General features: G+C 70.7%; 17 protein-coding genes. 10 read left to right on the forward strand and 7 right to left on the reverse strand.

From position 1 onward, the window contains the following. Position 1: 1 nt before the first annotated feature. Positions 2 to 538: a hypothetical protein gene (locus ACLJQE_RS04945; protein ID WP_285987524.1), complete on the reverse strand. Its 537-nt coding sequence runs from the start codon at positions 536 to 538 to the stop codon at positions 2 to 4. Between the two features lie 89 nt (positions 539 to 627). Here ACLJQE_RS04945 and ACLJQE_RS04950 point away from each other — a divergent pair, with 89 nt between their 5' ends. Then, positions 628 to 1,146 carry a peptidylprolyl isomerase gene (locus ACLJQE_RS04950; RefSeq protein WP_410637739.1) on the forward strand — a complete coding sequence of 173 codons (519 nt, stop codon included), beginning with the start codon at positions 628 to 630 and terminating at the stop codon, positions 1,144 to 1,146. 38 nt (positions 1,147 to 1,184) lie between these two features. Then, positions 1,185 to 2,150: a rhomboid family intramembrane serine protease gene (locus ACLJQE_RS04955; protein WP_410637741.1), complete on the forward strand. Its 966-nt coding sequence runs from the start codon at positions 1,185 to 1,187 to the stop codon at positions 2,148 to 2,150. Here the strand turns inward: ACLJQE_RS04955 and ACLJQE_RS04960 are convergent. Both ACLJQE_RS04960 and crgA read right to left on the reverse strand, forming a co-directional pair. Continuing rightward, positions 2,147 to 2,566 carry a PH domain-containing protein gene (locus tag ACLJQE_RS04960; protein WP_410637742.1) on the reverse strand — a complete coding sequence of 140 codons (420 nt, stop codon included), beginning with the start codon at positions 2,564 to 2,566 and terminating at the stop codon, positions 2,147 to 2,149. The two genes, ACLJQE_RS04955 and ACLJQE_RS04960, sit on opposite strands and share 4 nt — an antisense overlap. Positions 2,567 to 2,636: 70 nt before the next feature. Further along, positions 2,637 to 2,903 carry a cell division protein CrgA gene (crgA, locus tag ACLJQE_RS04965; protein ID WP_176173814.1) on the reverse strand — a complete coding sequence of 89 codons (267 nt, stop codon included), beginning with the start codon at positions 2,901 to 2,903 and terminating at the stop codon, positions 2,637 to 2,639. 240 nt (positions 2,904 to 3,143) lie between these two features. On the opposite strand from crgA, the gene ACLJQE_RS04970 reads away from it, so the two are divergent. The 3 genes from ACLJQE_RS04970 to ACLJQE_RS04980 are packed head-to-tail and all read left to right on the forward strand — an operon-like array spanning position 3,144 to position 5,307. Next, positions 3,144 to 4,166 carry a class E sortase gene (locus ACLJQE_RS04970; protein WP_410638321.1) on the forward strand — a complete coding sequence of 341 codons (1,023 nt, stop codon included), beginning with the start codon at positions 3,144 to 3,146 and terminating at the stop codon, positions 4,164 to 4,166. Then, complete coding sequence (locus tag ACLJQE_RS04975) at positions 4,166 to 4,321, forward strand: hypothetical protein (RefSeq protein ID WP_410637743.1); 156 nt, start codon at positions 4,166 to 4,168, stop codon at positions 4,319 to 4,321. The genes ACLJQE_RS04970 and ACLJQE_RS04975 overlap by 1 nt, the downstream gene beginning before the upstream one ends. Next, on the forward strand, positions 4,294 to 5,307 hold the full coding sequence (locus ACLJQE_RS04980; protein ID WP_410637744.1) for an LLM class flavin-dependent oxidoreductase: 1,014 nt from the start codon (positions 4,294 to 4,296) through the stop codon (positions 5,305 to 5,307). The genes ACLJQE_RS04975 and ACLJQE_RS04980 overlap by 28 nt, the downstream gene beginning before the upstream one ends. Here ACLJQE_RS04980 and ACLJQE_RS04985 read toward each other — a convergent pair. The 3 genes from ACLJQE_RS04985 to ACLJQE_RS04995 form a co-directional block, all read right to left on the reverse strand. Continuing rightward, entirely contained in the window at positions 5,276 to 5,668 is a 393-nt protein-coding gene (locus tag ACLJQE_RS04985; RefSeq protein WP_257922765.1) for an SCO5389 family protein, read from the reverse strand. The two genes, ACLJQE_RS04980 and ACLJQE_RS04985, sit on opposite strands and share 32 nt — an antisense overlap. Positions 5,669 to 5,768: 100 nt before the next feature. Beyond that, entirely contained in the window at positions 5,769 to 6,503 is a 735-nt protein-coding gene (locus ACLJQE_RS04990) for an ABC transporter permease (protein ID WP_410637745.1), read from the reverse strand. Continuing rightward, on the reverse strand, positions 6,500 to 7,213 hold the full coding sequence (locus ACLJQE_RS04995; RefSeq protein WP_410637746.1) for an ABC transporter ATP-binding protein: 714 nt from the start codon (positions 7,211 to 7,213) through the stop codon (positions 6,500 to 6,502). The genes ACLJQE_RS04990 and ACLJQE_RS04995 overlap by 4 nt, the downstream gene beginning before the upstream one ends. Before the next feature lie 168 nt (positions 7,214 to 7,381). Here ACLJQE_RS04995 and ACLJQE_RS05000 point away from each other — a divergent pair, with 168 nt between their 5' ends. Together ACLJQE_RS05000 and ACLJQE_RS05005 are read left to right on the forward strand one after the other, a co-directional pair. After that, positions 7,382 to 9,202, forward strand: coding sequence for a histidine kinase (locus tag ACLJQE_RS05000; protein WP_410637747.1), 1,821 nt, complete (start codon positions 7,382 to 7,384; stop codon positions 9,200 to 9,202). Beyond that, positions 9,142 to 9,801 (forward strand): response regulator, encoded by a 660-nt coding sequence (locus ACLJQE_RS05005; RefSeq protein ID WP_410637748.1) that lies wholly within the window; start codon positions 9,142 to 9,144, stop codon positions 9,799 to 9,801. The genes ACLJQE_RS05000 and ACLJQE_RS05005 overlap by 61 nt, the downstream gene beginning before the upstream one ends. Here ACLJQE_RS05005 and ACLJQE_RS05010 read toward each other — a convergent pair. Next, positions 9,798 to 11,117, reverse strand: a complete 1,320-nt coding sequence (locus ACLJQE_RS05010; RefSeq protein ID WP_410637749.1) for an FAD-dependent oxidoreductase — start codon at positions 11,115 to 11,117, stop codon at positions 9,798 to 9,800. The genes ACLJQE_RS05005 and ACLJQE_RS05010 overlap by 4 nt on opposite strands. A 112-nt stretch (positions 11,118 to 11,229) precedes the next feature. Between ACLJQE_RS05010 and ACLJQE_RS05015 the strand changes: the two genes are divergently transcribed. From ACLJQE_RS05015 to ACLJQE_RS05025, 3 genes are read left to right on the forward strand one after another with little or no spacing between them, the layout of a single operon-like run. Continuing rightward, positions 11,230 to 11,874, forward strand: coding sequence for an aminodeoxychorismate/anthranilate synthase component II (locus tag ACLJQE_RS05015; protein ID WP_410637750.1), 645 nt, complete (start codon positions 11,230 to 11,232; stop codon positions 11,872 to 11,874). Further along, on the forward strand, positions 11,871 to 12,662 hold the full coding sequence (locus tag ACLJQE_RS05020) for an ABC transporter ATP-binding protein (RefSeq protein WP_410637751.1): 792 nt from the start codon (positions 11,871 to 11,873) through the stop codon (positions 12,660 to 12,662). The genes ACLJQE_RS05015 and ACLJQE_RS05020 overlap by 4 nt, the downstream gene beginning before the upstream one ends. Continuing rightward, positions 12,650 to 13,291: a hypothetical protein gene (locus ACLJQE_RS05025; protein WP_410637752.1), complete on the forward strand. Its 642-nt coding sequence runs from the start codon at positions 12,650 to 12,652 to the stop codon at positions 13,289 to 13,291. The genes ACLJQE_RS05020 and ACLJQE_RS05025 overlap by 13 nt, the downstream gene beginning before the upstream one ends. The last annotated feature ends 35 nt before the right edge of the window (positions 13,292 to 13,326 follow it).

The following is a 13,326-nucleotide window of genomic DNA, read 5'->3' on the forward strand; positions in this document are numbered from 1 at the left end:
TTCAGTTCTTCTTTTCGGCCGGCGCCGCGGACGGCGCCTTGCCGTTCGCCTGCGGGGTCGGCTTCGCCGCTTCGGCGGGCTTCGGCGCGGGCGGGGTGGCCTTCGGCGGCGCGGGCGCGACCGGCGGCTCCTGCTTCGAGCGGAGGGCGTAGGCGGCACCTGCGCCGACCACGACCAGGCCGAGCAGCCACGGCCACTTGCGACGGCTGCGGGTGCCCTTGGCGGCCGACTTGGCCTCGGACAGAGCGGCGTAGAAGTCCTTCTTCGCCGCCTTGAAGTCCTTCTTGCCGCGGCGCTTCGACTCGCCGGCCGCCTTCGCGGCCTTGATGGCGGCCTTCTTCGCCTTGCGACCCGGCTTGCGCAGCTCGGAGAGACGCGCGAGCGCCTCCTGGCGAGCGGCCTTCGAGCTCTTCTTGAGCTCCTTGCGGGTCAGTTCCGTCTTCTTCGCGAGCTTCTTCTGCGCGCGCCGCCCCTGCTTGACACCCTCGGTGACGAGTTTGTCGGCGGTCTCGACGGCCTGGGCTGTCGCCCGGGACATGGGCTTCACCTCATCATTCGTTTTGACACTGCTCTGTTACCCGTAACCTATCGTGCCCCTTTTTCGCGGCGCCCGCCGCAGATGGCACGATGAAGCTCGTGAAAGCTACGCTGCACACCAACCAGGGTGACATCCACCTGAACCTGTTCCCGGACCACGCGCCGAAGACGGTCGCGAACTTCGTCGGGCTCGCGGAGGGCACCAAGGAGTACACCCAGCCGAACGCGGCGGGCACGAACTCCGGCCCGTTCTACGACGGTTCGATCTTCCACCGGGTCATCGACGGGTTCATGCTCCAGGGCGGCGACCCGACCGGCACCGGCCGCGGCGGCCCCGGCTACAAGTTCGGCGACGAGTTCCACCCGGAGCTGCAGTTCAGCAAGCCGTACCTGCTGGCCATGGCCAACGCCGGGCCCGGCACCAACGGCTCGCAGTTCTTCATCACCGTGGCGCCGACCACCCACCTCAACTTCCGCCACACGATCTTCGGCGAGGTGGCCGACCAGGATTCGCGCACGGTCGTCGACACGATCGCGCGCACGTCGACCGGCCCGGCGGACCGCCCGCTGACCGACATCGTCATCGAAAAGGTCACGATCGAGCACTGACGGCTTCCTCGCGTGGGTTTCGGTAGGTTGGTGCCATCGTGAACCAACCGCCGAACCCCGCCGCCGAACAACAAGCCGCGCTGCCCGGGTGCTGGTGGCACCCGAACCGCCCGACCGGACTGAGCTGTTCCCGGTGCGGGCGTCCGGCGTGCCCGGATTGCCTCCGCGAAGCCCCCGTCGGCTTCCAGTGCACCGACTGCGTGCACAGCGGCTCCCAGCAGCAACGCCGTCAGCACCGCGGCTACCAGGAAGCCGGCTTCGGCCAGCGCACCGTCTTCGGCGCGCGCATGTCGCAGTCGGTGCTCGTCACCCAGGTCATCCTCGTGGTGAACGTCGTGATCTACCTGTTCACGGTGTTCCAGGCGCAGAGCCTCAACGACAACGAGCTGTCGCCGCTCTTCCAGTACGGCACCCTCTACGGCGACGCGACCATGGGCCACGGCGAGTGGTGGCGCGTCCTGACCAACGGGTTCCTGCACTACGGGCCGATCCACATCGCGGTCAACATGTTCTCGCTGTGGATGATGGGCCGGTCGCTCGAACAGGTCTGCGGGCGCGGCCGGTACCTCGCGCTCTACTTCGTCTCCATGCTCGGCGCGTCCACGGCGGTGCTGCTGTTCGGCGACCCCACCGGCTTCCCGGGCACGGCAGGCGCGTCCGGAGCGCTGTTCGGCCTGATGGGCGCGTACGCGGTCACGGTGCTGAAGCTGCGCCTGAACCCCACCGGCCTGATCATCACGCTCGCGCTGAACGCGTTCATCACCTTCGGCATCCCGGGCATCTCGATCTTCGGGCACATCGGCGGCCTGGTGACCGGTGCGCTGGTCACCGTCGCGCTGCTCTACGCGCCGCAGTCCGTCCAGGCGCGGTGGCAGGCCATCGGCATGGGGATCATCGTCGTCGCGCTCCTCGGCCTGCTGGTCTACCGCGGCGCGCAGGCCGTCCCCGTCGAGACGTGCCAGTTCGTCCAGTACCGCGTCGGCCTGTACTACACCTGCGGCTAGCTCCGCGCTCGCAGCGTGCTGAGGACGTCCAGGACGTCCCGCGGGTCCTCGCCGAGGTCGAGCCACCCGAAGACGTACAGCTGCTCGTCGTGCTCGATTTCGAGCGTGACGCCGTCGCGGCCCATCCGCCGGGTGGTGCGCAGCCGGGTGCGCGTCCGCGCCCACGGCAGCCGGTGCGTGCCGCTCAGCGTCCGGGCCACCAGGCCTTCGGCGTCGGCGGCCAGCCGGGGCCGGACGACGGTGGCGTGCCCGGCGAACGCGCCGACGGCGACGGCCGCCAGCGCGAACAGCACCAGCCCGCCGCGGTCGCCGGCCAGCGCGCCGGCTGTCACGCCGACCAGCAGCAAGGCGGTGACCGCCCAGGCCGATACCACAACGGCGGGGCGGGGCGCCCACGAGGTGGGGTAGTTATCCACAGGGGTTATCCACACTGGGGATGAGTCACACCGCTGTAATTCGACGTCAAGCCGCCGATCGGAGTAATAATCAGCGCCAGCGCATGGTCATGAGGAGACCGGCGATCATCAGCGCGAACCCGCCGGCGAAGTTCCAGTTCCCCAGGTCGGCCATCCAGGAGATCTTGTCCCCGGCGATGTAGTTGACCAGCAGCCACACCAGGCCGAGGATCATCAGCCCGAACATCGGGATCTTCCAGGCCAGGCCGGTCGGGCCGGCAGCCCGCACCTTCACCGGCGTGCGCCGGTCAGCGGGCGGGGTGTAAGCGGTCTTCTTGCGGACCTTGGACTTGGGCATCGTGTGTTCCTCGCGGTGCTCTTCGGGCTCGTCTGGTGGCGACGTCCCGCTGAGGGTGCGCAACCGGCGCCACGTGCACACGTTAACGTAAACGACCGCAGGAAAGCAGCGGCCAGGAGTGGTCGGATTTCCCGGACCGTGACAACGGGGTCACCCAGGGTTCGACGCGGCTTGAGAGGAGCTTGCGTGGCTACGCGCGAAGGACCGGACGACGACCGGCGCAGATACCCCGGACCACCCATGCCGCCGCGCCGTCCCGCCACACCCCCGCGCGGTCAGGTGCCGCCCCGCCAGCCCCAGGCCGGCCCCCAGGGTCAGCCGCCCCGGCGTCCGCAAGGCCCGCCGCCCCGCCGCTACACCAGCCCGCCCCCACCGCCCAGTGCGAACGAGGAGACCGTCGTCATCGCCCCGGTCGGGAAGGGCGGCACCGCGACCAAGGAGAAGCCCGCCCCGGCCCCGCTCGGCAAGGGCGGCGTCGCGATCCGGACGGCCGGCGAAATCCTCATCACGCTGGGCCTGGTCGTGCTGCTGTTCATGGTCTACGAGCTCTACGTGACCGACCTGTTCTCGGCGGGCAAGCAGTCCGAGGCGAGCGACCAGCTCGAGGGCGAGTGGGCGCACGACCGCACGCTGCACCCCGAACTGATCGACGGCAAGGCGTTCGCCCGCATCCACATTCCGACCTTCGGCGTCGACTACAACTTCACCATCCAGGAGGGCACCGACGACGTCGCCCTCGAAGTCGGCCCCGGCCACTACAAGGGCACGGCGCTGCCCGGCGAGCCCGGCAACTTCGCCGTGGCCGGTCACCGCGTCGGCAAGGGTGCCCCGTTCAACGACCTGGACAACCTCTCCTCCTGTGACCAGATCGTGATCGAAACCTCCACCGACTTCTACGTCTACAAGGTCCTGCCCTACGACGACGAGGTGAAGGACTGGGCGGCGGGCAAGGGCGCGGACCCCCAGTGCAAGGGCGTCTCGACCCTGCGTGCCGCGAACTCCGAGGACGGCGGCGCGTACAGCGAGACCTTCGGCCGCAAGGTCGTGCTGCCCAGCCAGGGCACCGCCGTGAACCCGGTCCCGTACAAGGACGCCGACGTGCTGCCCAAGGCCCAGCAGGCCGCGCTGCTCACGCTCACCACCTGTCACCCGCAGTTCTCCGCCCGGGAGCGGCTCATCATCACCTCGGTGCTGACCCAGCAGGTGCCGAAGAACCAGGTCAAGGACTACGGCGACCTGCTCTCGAAGATCGGGGAGGCCTGATGTACGCCTGGATCTGGGGGAAGCTGCCCGGTCCGTTCGCGGCAAAGCTGACGATCGCGGTCGTGCTGGTGCTCGGCGTGATCGCGCTGCTGATGTTCGTGGTCTTCCCCTGGCTGGAGCCCCGGCTGTGGTTCAACGAGGTCGCGGTCAACTGAGGTTCGGCGTCTTCCTGGTCAGCGGCCGCTTCCCCGGCCAGGCGGACGGCGACGTCCTCCGCCGGTCGGTCCGTGCCGCCGAGCTGGCCGAAGAGGCCGGCTTCGACGACGTCTGGTTCGCCGAGCACCACTTCATGCCCTACGGCGTGTGCCCCTCCGCGATCACCCTCGCCGCACACGTGCTGGGGCGGACCTCGCGGATCGGGGTCGGCACCGCGGTCAGCGTCCTGTCGACCACGCACCCGGTCGCGCTGGCCGAGCAGTGGGCGATGCTCGACGCCGTGTCCGGGGGACGGTTGCGGCTCGGCGTCGGCCGTGGCGGGCCGTGGCAGGACCTCGAAGTCTTCGGCACCGGGCTGGACCGGTACGAGAGCGGCTTCGAGGAAACCCTCGACGTCTTCCTGCGCGCCGCCACCGGCCGCGTCGACGCGGCGGGGAGGCACTTCGCCTTCCGCGAGGTGCCGGTGGTCCCCGCGCCGGAACGGCGGCCGGACGTCGTGGTGGCGTGCGGCGGGCCGAAGTCGGCCGCCGTTCGCCAGGCCGGGGCGCGTGACCTGCCGCTGCTGCTCGGCCTGCACGCCGACGACGAGGAGAAAGCCGCCACCGTCGCGGCCTACGGCAAGCCCGCGGACCACATTTCGACGGTGCTCTGCCAAGTGGGGGACGCCGGAGTGGTGCGAAAAGCCCTGCCGGGGTGGCTGGAGGACGGGCTCGGTGCGCACGTCACGGTCGACGGGCGGCCCGGGCCCAGCCGGGACCCGGGTGAGTACACCGAACGGCTCTGCGCCATCCACCCGGTCGGCGACGCGGCCCACTGCGTCCGGACGCTGGAAACGAGCCTCCGGCGCACCGGCGTCTCCCACGTGCTCATGCTCGTGGAAGCGTCGGGTACGCCGGAGGGCACGTTCGAGAACATCGCGCGGATCGGCGCCGAGGTGCTGCCCGCGCTGCGGGCTAGCAGTCCCGCAGTTCCGGGCTCTGGTTGAGCAGCTGGCCGCGCGGCGAGACGAACGCGCGGTAGCGGTCGCCGTCCAGCTCGGAGTTCTTGAACACGGCGACCCGGTGGCAGTTCTGGAACGCCAGCTTGACGCCGAAGTGCCGTTCGAGACCGCCGCGGATCGCGTCCGAGGCCAGCGCCCGCAGCAGCTGCCCGCGGGCGGCCTCGCTCGGCGGCGGGGTCTCGTTGTCGGCGAAACCGTCCGCCGCGCCTTCGGCGTCGGCGATGACGCCGGTGATGACCTCCCAGGCGTACGGCAGGGATTCCTTGACGCAGGTGACGAACTCGGCGTCGGTGACCTCCCCGCGCTCGGCCTTCTCCAGCAACGCGGGTGACACGTCCAGGGACATCGAACCTCCAGTTTGAGCAGGGCCACCTTCCTGGCTACTCGGCGGGTGGTCGGGCCACAAGAGAAAACGATGATCATCACCACTTTGGCGGAAGCGCCGGTCACTCCCAGCGAAAGAGCTTCGCCGCCAGTGCCGATCCGAGCACCGCGAAGGCACCGAGCACGACGAGCTGCAGCGGCTGCACGCCGGTACCGACCCAGGCGTCCTGGAGCGGCTGCGTGCCCGGCGGCACGTAGTCGCCGATCCGGCGGATGACCTCCGGCAGCAGTGGCCGCGGCAGGTACACCCCGCCGAAGAACATGGTCGGCAGGAACGCGACCATCGCGACGCCCGCGGCGGCCTTGGCCGTGCGGGCGACCGCGGCCGCGATCAGGCCCAGCGCGAACATCGAGACGACCCCGAGCAGCAGCGTCAGCAGGAAACTGACCGGGTGCTTCGGCATCGGGACGTCGTAGACGGCGTTGGCCAGCCCCAGCACCAGCGCGATGCCCGCCAGTGCGATGACGACGTGGATCAGCAGCTGCGCGCCCAGCAGGTTCGCCGGGTGCACCGGCGTCGTCGCCAGCCGCCGCAGCACTCCCTGCTCGCGGTAGGTCGCGACGGCGCCCGGGATCGACTGCAGCGCGAGCATCGCGAGGCTGACGACGATCAGCGACGGCACCCACGCGTCGAGGAACCGGTACCCGCCGGCCGCCGGGCTCGGTTCGGTCATGCCCGGGATGGCGCCGATGGCGAGCAGCAGCACGGCCGGCAGCAGGATGCCCGCCGCCGCCACGAACGGCGAGCGGAGGAAGAGTTTCGTTTCGGTGGCGGTGATCTTGGCGAAGGTGTTCACCGGGCACTCCTCGTGAGCGAGACGAACGCGTCGTCCAAAGTGGCTGCATCGACTGACTGGCGGAGCTCGGCCGGGGTGCCGGTGGCGACCACGCGCCCGGCGTCGAAGATCGCGACGCGGTCGCAGAGCCGCTCGGCCTCGTCCATGAAGTGGCTGACCAGCAGGACCGTGACGCCGGTGGCGCGGATGCCTTCGACGAGCCGCCACGTCTCGCGGCGGGCGTGCGGGTCGAGCCCGGTGGTCAGCTCGTCGAGTATCGCCAGGTCGGGCTGCCCCACCAGGGCCAAGGCGATCGAGACGCGCTGCTTCTGGCCGCCGGAGAGCTTGCCGAAGAAGCTGCGGGCGTGGTCGCGCAGGTCGAGCTGATCGAGCAGGACGTCGACGTCGGCCGGTTCCGGGTAGAAGGACGCGAACAGCTCCAGTGCCTCGCGCACCCGCAGTTTGGCGGGCAGCCGGCTCTCCTGCAGCTGGACGCCGACGCGGCGAGTCAGTACTGCGTGGTCGGTCGCCGGGTCGAGGCCGAGCACGGAGATCGTGCCGCCGTCGGCCCGGCGGAGGCCCTGGAGGCATTCGACGGTGGTGGTCTTCCCGGCGCCGTTCGTGCCGAGGATGCCGAAGATTTCGCCGCGCTCGACGGTGAACGAAACGCCGTCGACCGCGACCCGGGTGCCGTAGCGCTTGCGGAGGTCGGTGACTTCGATGATTGGCATGGCTACGAACGTACGAACTCGGAGCGGTCCGCAGAATGACGCTGAAACCCCAGCTCAAGTAGGGTTTTGCTGAGGCGGGGGTGGGGCTGGGCCCACCCCGGTCCGGAGGCTCGGGGCAGTGCGCGGACCCGGTCCGGCCGACGAGGATCTCGGGGAAGGAGGTGCTCGATGACGTACCTGCGTGCGGTCGGCCGGGCGTTGGCGCTCGCCGCGTTCGCGTTGCTGAGCTGGCTCGACGTGCTGGTCGAGCTGATCGCCTTCGCGCTCCTGTGCGTCGGGTTGGTCTTCTTCCTCGGCCCCGCGGTCGAATGGTCCCGCGGCCGGTCGAGGCTCGCCCGGACGCTGGCCGCGCGCTGGTGCGGCGTCGAGATCGCCTCGCCGTACCGGCCGCCGCCGCCGGAACCGACGCGGGAGCGCGACGGCTGGTACCGCGACGGCAACACGCTCTACAAGCGGGCGTTCTGGATCCGCTGGCAACGACGGCTGACGTGGGCGCTGGAGGATCCGGCCGCGTCGCGCGAATGCGGCTGGCAGCTGGTGAACCCCCTGGTCACCCTGCTGCTGCCGATCGCCGTGCTGCTCGGCGGGCCACCGGTGCTGCGCGGGTACGGCCGGTGGACGCGGTGGTGGATCGGCCCGCACCCGGTTCGCGAACGGCGCGGGAACTGGCTGCGCCGCCACCTCGAGTCGTTGGGCCACCAGCTCGGCATCCTCGCGCTCTCCTTGGTGTTGTTCGTCTTCTCGGTGTGGCAGCTGGTCATCATCTTCGGCGCCATGCCGGTGGCGGCGCCGGTCGTGGTGTGGAGCCGGTCGATCACCGACACGCTGCGCCGCGAGGCCGGGAACTGGACCGGCGTGCGGATCGCCCGGCCGTACCTGCCGCCGCCCGGCCTGCCGGTGCCCCGCCCGGACGGGCTCTACCAGGTCGGCAAGCAGCTGTACGAGGAGCCGTGGTGGGCGATCCAGCAGGCCCGCACCCAGTGGCTCCTGCGTGATCGAGCGACCTGGCGCGACCTCGCCGGCGGCCTGCTGATCTCGCTGGTTTCGCTGGCACTGGCGCTGCCGACGTTCGTGTTGACCACCCGGGGACTCCTCCAGCTGCTGGCCATCTGGGTGTGGCGGCCACTCGCGTCGCGTCCCGTCGACTGGTTCCCGCTGCCGGAGGTGTCGACGCACCTCGACGCGCTCGCGCAGACCCCGGTGGCGCTCGCGATGTTCGTCGCCGGCCTGGCGCCGACCACGTGGCTCGCCCGGCAGCAGGCTCGGTTCGCCCGCGTCTGGCTCGGGCCGACCGAGTCGTCCCGGCTCGCCCAGCGCGTCGAACGGCTCAAGCAGACGCGCTCCGACGTCACGGTCACGCAGGCGGCGGAGCTGCGGCGGATCGAACGCGACCTGCACGACGGCATCCAGGCGCGGCTGGTTGCCATGGGGATGAAGCTCGGCGCGGTCGAAGCGCTGGTGGACACGGACCCGGCCGCGGCGAAACGGCTCACGGCGGAGTTGCGCGCGTCGTCGTCGGAAGCACTCACCGAGCTGCGCGTGCTGATCCGCGGCATCCACCCGCCGGTGCTGTCCGAACGCGGGCTGCTGGACGCCGTGCGTGCGCTGGGGCTGGACAGCCCGCTGAAGGTCCAGGTCACCGGCTCGCTGCCGGGACGGGTCGAGGAGCCGGTCGAGGCGTGCGCGTACTTCGCGGTGTCGGAGCTGCTGGGGAACGCGGCGAAGCACGGCGCGAAACGGGCGGCGATCGACGTGCGGTTCGCCGACGACCTGCTGACGGTCGTGGTCACCGACGAAGGCCCGGGTGGCGCGAACCCGGCCCTCGGCTCGGGGCTGCGCGGAATCGAGCGCCGGCTCGGCGGGTTCGACGGTAGGTTGACGCTGACCAGCCCGATCGGCGGCCCGACGAAGGCGACCCTGGAGATCCCGTGTCAGCTGGACCAAGAACCCTTGTCGCCGAGGACCAGTACCTCCTCCGAGACGGCCTGACGCACCTGCTGACGGCACACGGCTTCGACGTCGTCGCGGCGGTCGCCAGCGGTCCCGAACTCGTGGCGGCGTTGCGCTCCCACCGCCCCGACGTGTCCATTGTGGACGTCCGGATGCCGCCGACCAACACCGACGAGGGCCTGCAGGCCGCGCTGGCCGCCCGCCGGGAAACCCCCGGGCTGCCGATCCTGGTGCTGTCCCAGCACGTCGAGCAGCTGTACGCGCGTGAACTGCTGGCCGACGGCACGGGCGCGATCGGCTACCTGCTGAAGGACCGCGTGTTCAACGCGGAGCAGTTCATCGACGCCGTCCGCCGGGTCGCGGCGGGCGGCACCGTGATGGACCCCGAGGTGATCGCGAAACTGGTGGCGGGCAACGCTTCCGACCCGTTGGCGGCGTTGACCCCGCGCGAGCGCGAGGTCCTGGCGCTGATGGCGGAAGGCTGTTCCAACGCGGCGATCGCGTCCCGGCTCCACTTCAGCGAAGGAGCGGTGGGCAAGCACACGGCGAACATCTTCGCGAAGCTGGACATCACCGCTTCGGACGACACGAACCGCCGCGTGCTCGCCGTGCTCACCTACCTCGGCGCGGGGGCTTAGCCGCGCGAGACCCGGGTCATCTCCTCGCGCTCGACCACCTTGACCCGCTCGCGGCCCGCCGCCGCCCCCAGTGCCTTCTCGTGCGCGTCGAGCCGGCCCCAGCCGTCCCAGTTCGTGAACGGGATGCCGCGTGCCTCGAGGAAGTCGAGGATCGACTCCGGCGACGCGTACTTCGGTGCCGTCAGCGTGTCCGCGTCCGCCAGGAGGCTCGCGATCGTCTCCGCCGCGTCGCCCTTCGTGTGGCCGATCAGGCCGACCGGGCCGCGCTTGATCCAGCCCGTCACGTACACGCCCGGCAGCTGGTTCTCGTCCAGGTCCAGCACGCGGCCCGCCTGGTTCGGCACGACGCCGGCCACGTGGTCGAACGGCAGCTCCGGCAGGTGCGACGACAGGTAACCGACCGCGCGGTACACCGCCTGGACGTCCCAGTCGTGGAACTCGCCGGTGCCGCGGACGTTCCCGTCGCCGGTGAGCTCGGTCCGTTCCGTGCGCAGGCCCGTGACGCGGCCGTCCTCGCCGAGGACCTCCGCGGGCGAGTGGAAGAAGTGCAGGTGCAGCCGGCGCGGGCGGGACCCCGGCTCGCGGATGGCCCACTCCTGCAGCGTCTTGACCACCATGTCGATCTGCTTCGACGCGCGCAGGGCCGCGATGCTGCCGTCGTCGAACTCGATGTCCTCCGGGTGGACGATGACCTCGACGTTCGGCGAATGGTCCAGCTCACGCAGCTCCAGTGGCGTGAACTTCGCCTGCGCCGGCCCGCGGCGGCCGAACACGTGCACGTCCGTCACCGCGCTGGCCTTCAGCCCCTGGTAGACGTTGTCCGGGATGTCGGTGGTCAGCAGCTCGTCGGCGGTCTTCGCCAGCACCCGCGCCACGTCCAGCGCGACGTTCCCGACGCCGAGGACGGCGACCGAGGAAGCGGTCAGCGGCCACGTGCGCGGCACGTCGGGGTGGCCGTCGTACCAGGACACGAAGTCGGCGGCGCCGTAGCTGCCGTCCAGGTCGATGCCCGGGATGTCGAGCGCGCGGTCGGCGGACGCGCCGGTCGAGAAGATCACCGCGTCGTAGAACTCGCGCAGCTCGTCGAGCTTGATGTCGGTGCCGTAGTCGATGTTGCCCAGCAGCCGGATGTTCGGCTTCGAAAGCACCTTCTCCAGCGCCGTCACGATGCCCTTGATGCGCGGGTGGTCGGGCGCGACGCCGTACCGGATCAGCCCGAACGGCGCCGGCATCCGTTCGAACAGGTCGATCTGCACGTCGGCGTCGGCCTTGTCCAGGATGTCGGCGGCGTAGATCCCGGCGGGACCGGCACCCACCACGGCTACACGAAGAGATCGGCTCACTCGCTCCACGGTAAGTTAGGGTCGCCTAACTTAAAATGTGATTTGGCGTACGGTCCACGGAGTGGGAGCCGGTAAGCTCGGCGCCATGCGCGTTCTCGTCGTCGACAACTACGACAGCTTCGTCTACAACCTGGTCCAGTACCTGGCCCAGCTCGGCGCCGACTGCACGGTCTGGCGCAACGACGTCGTGGAACTCGACCGCGTGCCCGAGTTCGACGCCGTGCTCGTCTCGCCCGGCCCGGGCACCCCCGAACGCGCCGGTCAGAGCATGGACGTCATCCGCAAGTGCGCCGAGACGAGCACGCCGATGCTCGGCGTCTGCCTCGGCCACCAGGCGCTGGGGGTCGTCTACGGCGCGACCGTCGACCGCGCGCCCGAGCTGCTCCACGGCAAGACGAGCCAGGTGCGGCACACCGGCGCCGGCATCCTCAAGGACCTGCCCGGGGAGTTCACGGCCACCCGGTACCACTCGCTGACCGTGGTGCCCGACACGATTTCCGAGGCCGTCTTCGAGATCACCGGCCGCACCGAATCCGGCATCGTGATGGGCATGCGCCACCGCGAGCTGCCGCTGGAAGGCGTCCAGTTCCACCCGGAGTCCGTGCTCACCGAGGGCGGCCACCGGATGCTCGCGAACTGGCTGGCCGCCGCGGGCCACCCCGTCGACCCGGCCAAGGTGAACGAGCTCGAGCGCGCGACCAAGGCGCTCCAGAAGGCCGCTGTTGCGTGATCCGGCTCGAGGGGGTCGGCAAGCGGTACGGGCGTGGTGACCTCGTCCTGCGCGACGTCGACCTGACCGTCGAGCCCGGGCACGTCGTCGGCATCCTCGGCAGCAACGGCTCCGGGAAGTCGACGCTGCTGCGGATCATGGCCGGCGTCTCGCACCCGACCACCGGCACAGTGGCAGGAACCCCGCGGATCGGCTACCTGCCGGACCGCTTCCCGGCCGGCCAGCGCATGGGCGCCCGCGCCTACCTGCGGCACATGGCGCGCATCCACGGGCTCGCCGACCTCTCGGTGATCGACCCGCTGCTCGAACGGCTCGCCCTCGTCGGCGGCCCGGCGGCGCCGCTGCGCACCCTGTCCAAGGGCAACGCGCAGAAGGTCGGCCTCGCCCAGGCGGTGATGGTCCGGCCCGACCTGCTGATCCTCGACGAGCCCTGGTCCGGGCTGGACGTCGGCACGCACACGATCCTCGGCGAGCTCGTCGCCGAGACGCGGGCGCGCGGGGCGAGCGTCGTGTTCACCGACCACCGGCCGCAGGTGGTGCACGACCACGCCGACGTCGTCCACCGCATGGACCAGGGCAGGCTCACGGCGGAAAGCGCGGAGCCGACCACCCGGATCGTGCTGCGCGGCGACGGCCCCGGCTGGGCGGCCGAGCCGGGCGTGCGGCACGCCGTCACCGAAGGCCCCCAGGTGGTGCTGACGGTCGAGGTCGCCCGCGTCGACGCGGTCCTGCGGCGAGCACTCGAGAACGGCTGGTCGGTGCGGGAGGTGGCGCCGTGCTCGCCATGACCCGGTACTACCTGGCGCTGCTCGGCCATTCGCAGCGGTACCTGCCGGCGTTGCTGGCCTACCTCGCGCTGTGCGTGATCCTCTACGCCGACCCGAATTCGCCGCCGCTGCCGCTGTTCGGCACCAGCGCCGGCGGATTGCTGGTCGTGTCGTGCTGGCTGACGATCGCGCTGCTCGACATCGAAGACCCGGTGCAGCGCCTGGTGACCCTGAGCCACGCACGCCAGTGGCGTCGGATGATCACCGGCGCAATCCTCACGGTGCTGGCTTGTTCCTTGGTCCTCACCGCGATCACCGAGGTGTGGTCGGCACTCAAGTCGTTCCAGATCCAGCCGTCGGCGCTCGGCATCGGGCTGCTCGCGCACCTCGCGTGCGCGGTGCTGGGCATCGCGATCGCCCTGCCGTGCTCGCGGCTGCTGGTCAACCGCATCGGCTGGACGGTGCTCGCCGCGGTGATCACCCTCTTCGTCGTCCTGCTGGCGAAGATCCCGCTGGTCCACCCGCTGCTGCGCGCACTGACCGACGAGAAACCGGTCGGCGGTCCACTGGCGCTGGCGCTGGTGACGTCGGTGGCGATGCTGGCCGCCAGCTTCTTCGCCGTCTCGGCGCTCGTGCACCGGCGTTCCTGACGTTGTTCCACGTCGGTCACCGCCTGCGGAACACG

The organism is Amycolatopsis sp. lyj-346 (assembly GCF_046548975.1).
Classification (GTDB): domain Bacteria; phylum Actinomycetota; class Actinomycetes; order Mycobacteriales; family Pseudonocardiaceae; genus Amycolatopsis.

Coding starts and splice junctions, on each gene's coding strand:
- ACLJQE_RS04985 (WP_257922765.1), bottom strand. CDS start 5,668: ATGTCCCTGGACGTGTCACCCGCGTTGCTGGAGAAGGCCGAGCGCGGG.
- ACLJQE_RS05015 (WP_410637750.1), top strand. CDS start 11,230: ATGCGCGTTCTCGTCGTCGACAACTACGACAGCTTCGTCTACAACCTG.
- ACLJQE_RS04950 (WP_410637739.1), top strand. CDS start 628: ATGAAGCTCGTGAAAGCTACGCTGCACACCAACCAGGGTGACATCCAC.
- ACLJQE_RS04945 (WP_285987524.1), bottom strand. CDS start 538: ATGTCCCGGGCGACAGCCCAGGCCGTCGAGACCGCCGACAAACTCGTC.
- ACLJQE_RS04970 (WP_410638321.1), top strand. CDS start 3,144: ATGCCGCCGCGCCGTCCCGCCACACCCCCGCGCGGTCAGGTGCCGCCC.
- ACLJQE_RS05000 (WP_410637747.1), top strand. CDS start 7,382: ATGACGTACCTGCGTGCGGTCGGCCGGGCGTTGGCGCTCGCCGCGTTC.
- ACLJQE_RS04995 (WP_410637746.1), bottom strand. CDS start 7,213: ATGCCAATCATCGAAGTCACCGACCTCCGCAAGCGCTACGGCACCCGG.
- crgA (WP_176173814.1), bottom strand. CDS start 2,903: ATGCCCAAGTCCAAGGTCCGCAAGAAGACCGCTTACACCCCGCCCGCT.
- ACLJQE_RS04975 (WP_410637743.1), top strand. CDS start 4,166: ATGTACGCCTGGATCTGGGGGAAGCTGCCCGGTCCGTTCGCGGCAAAG.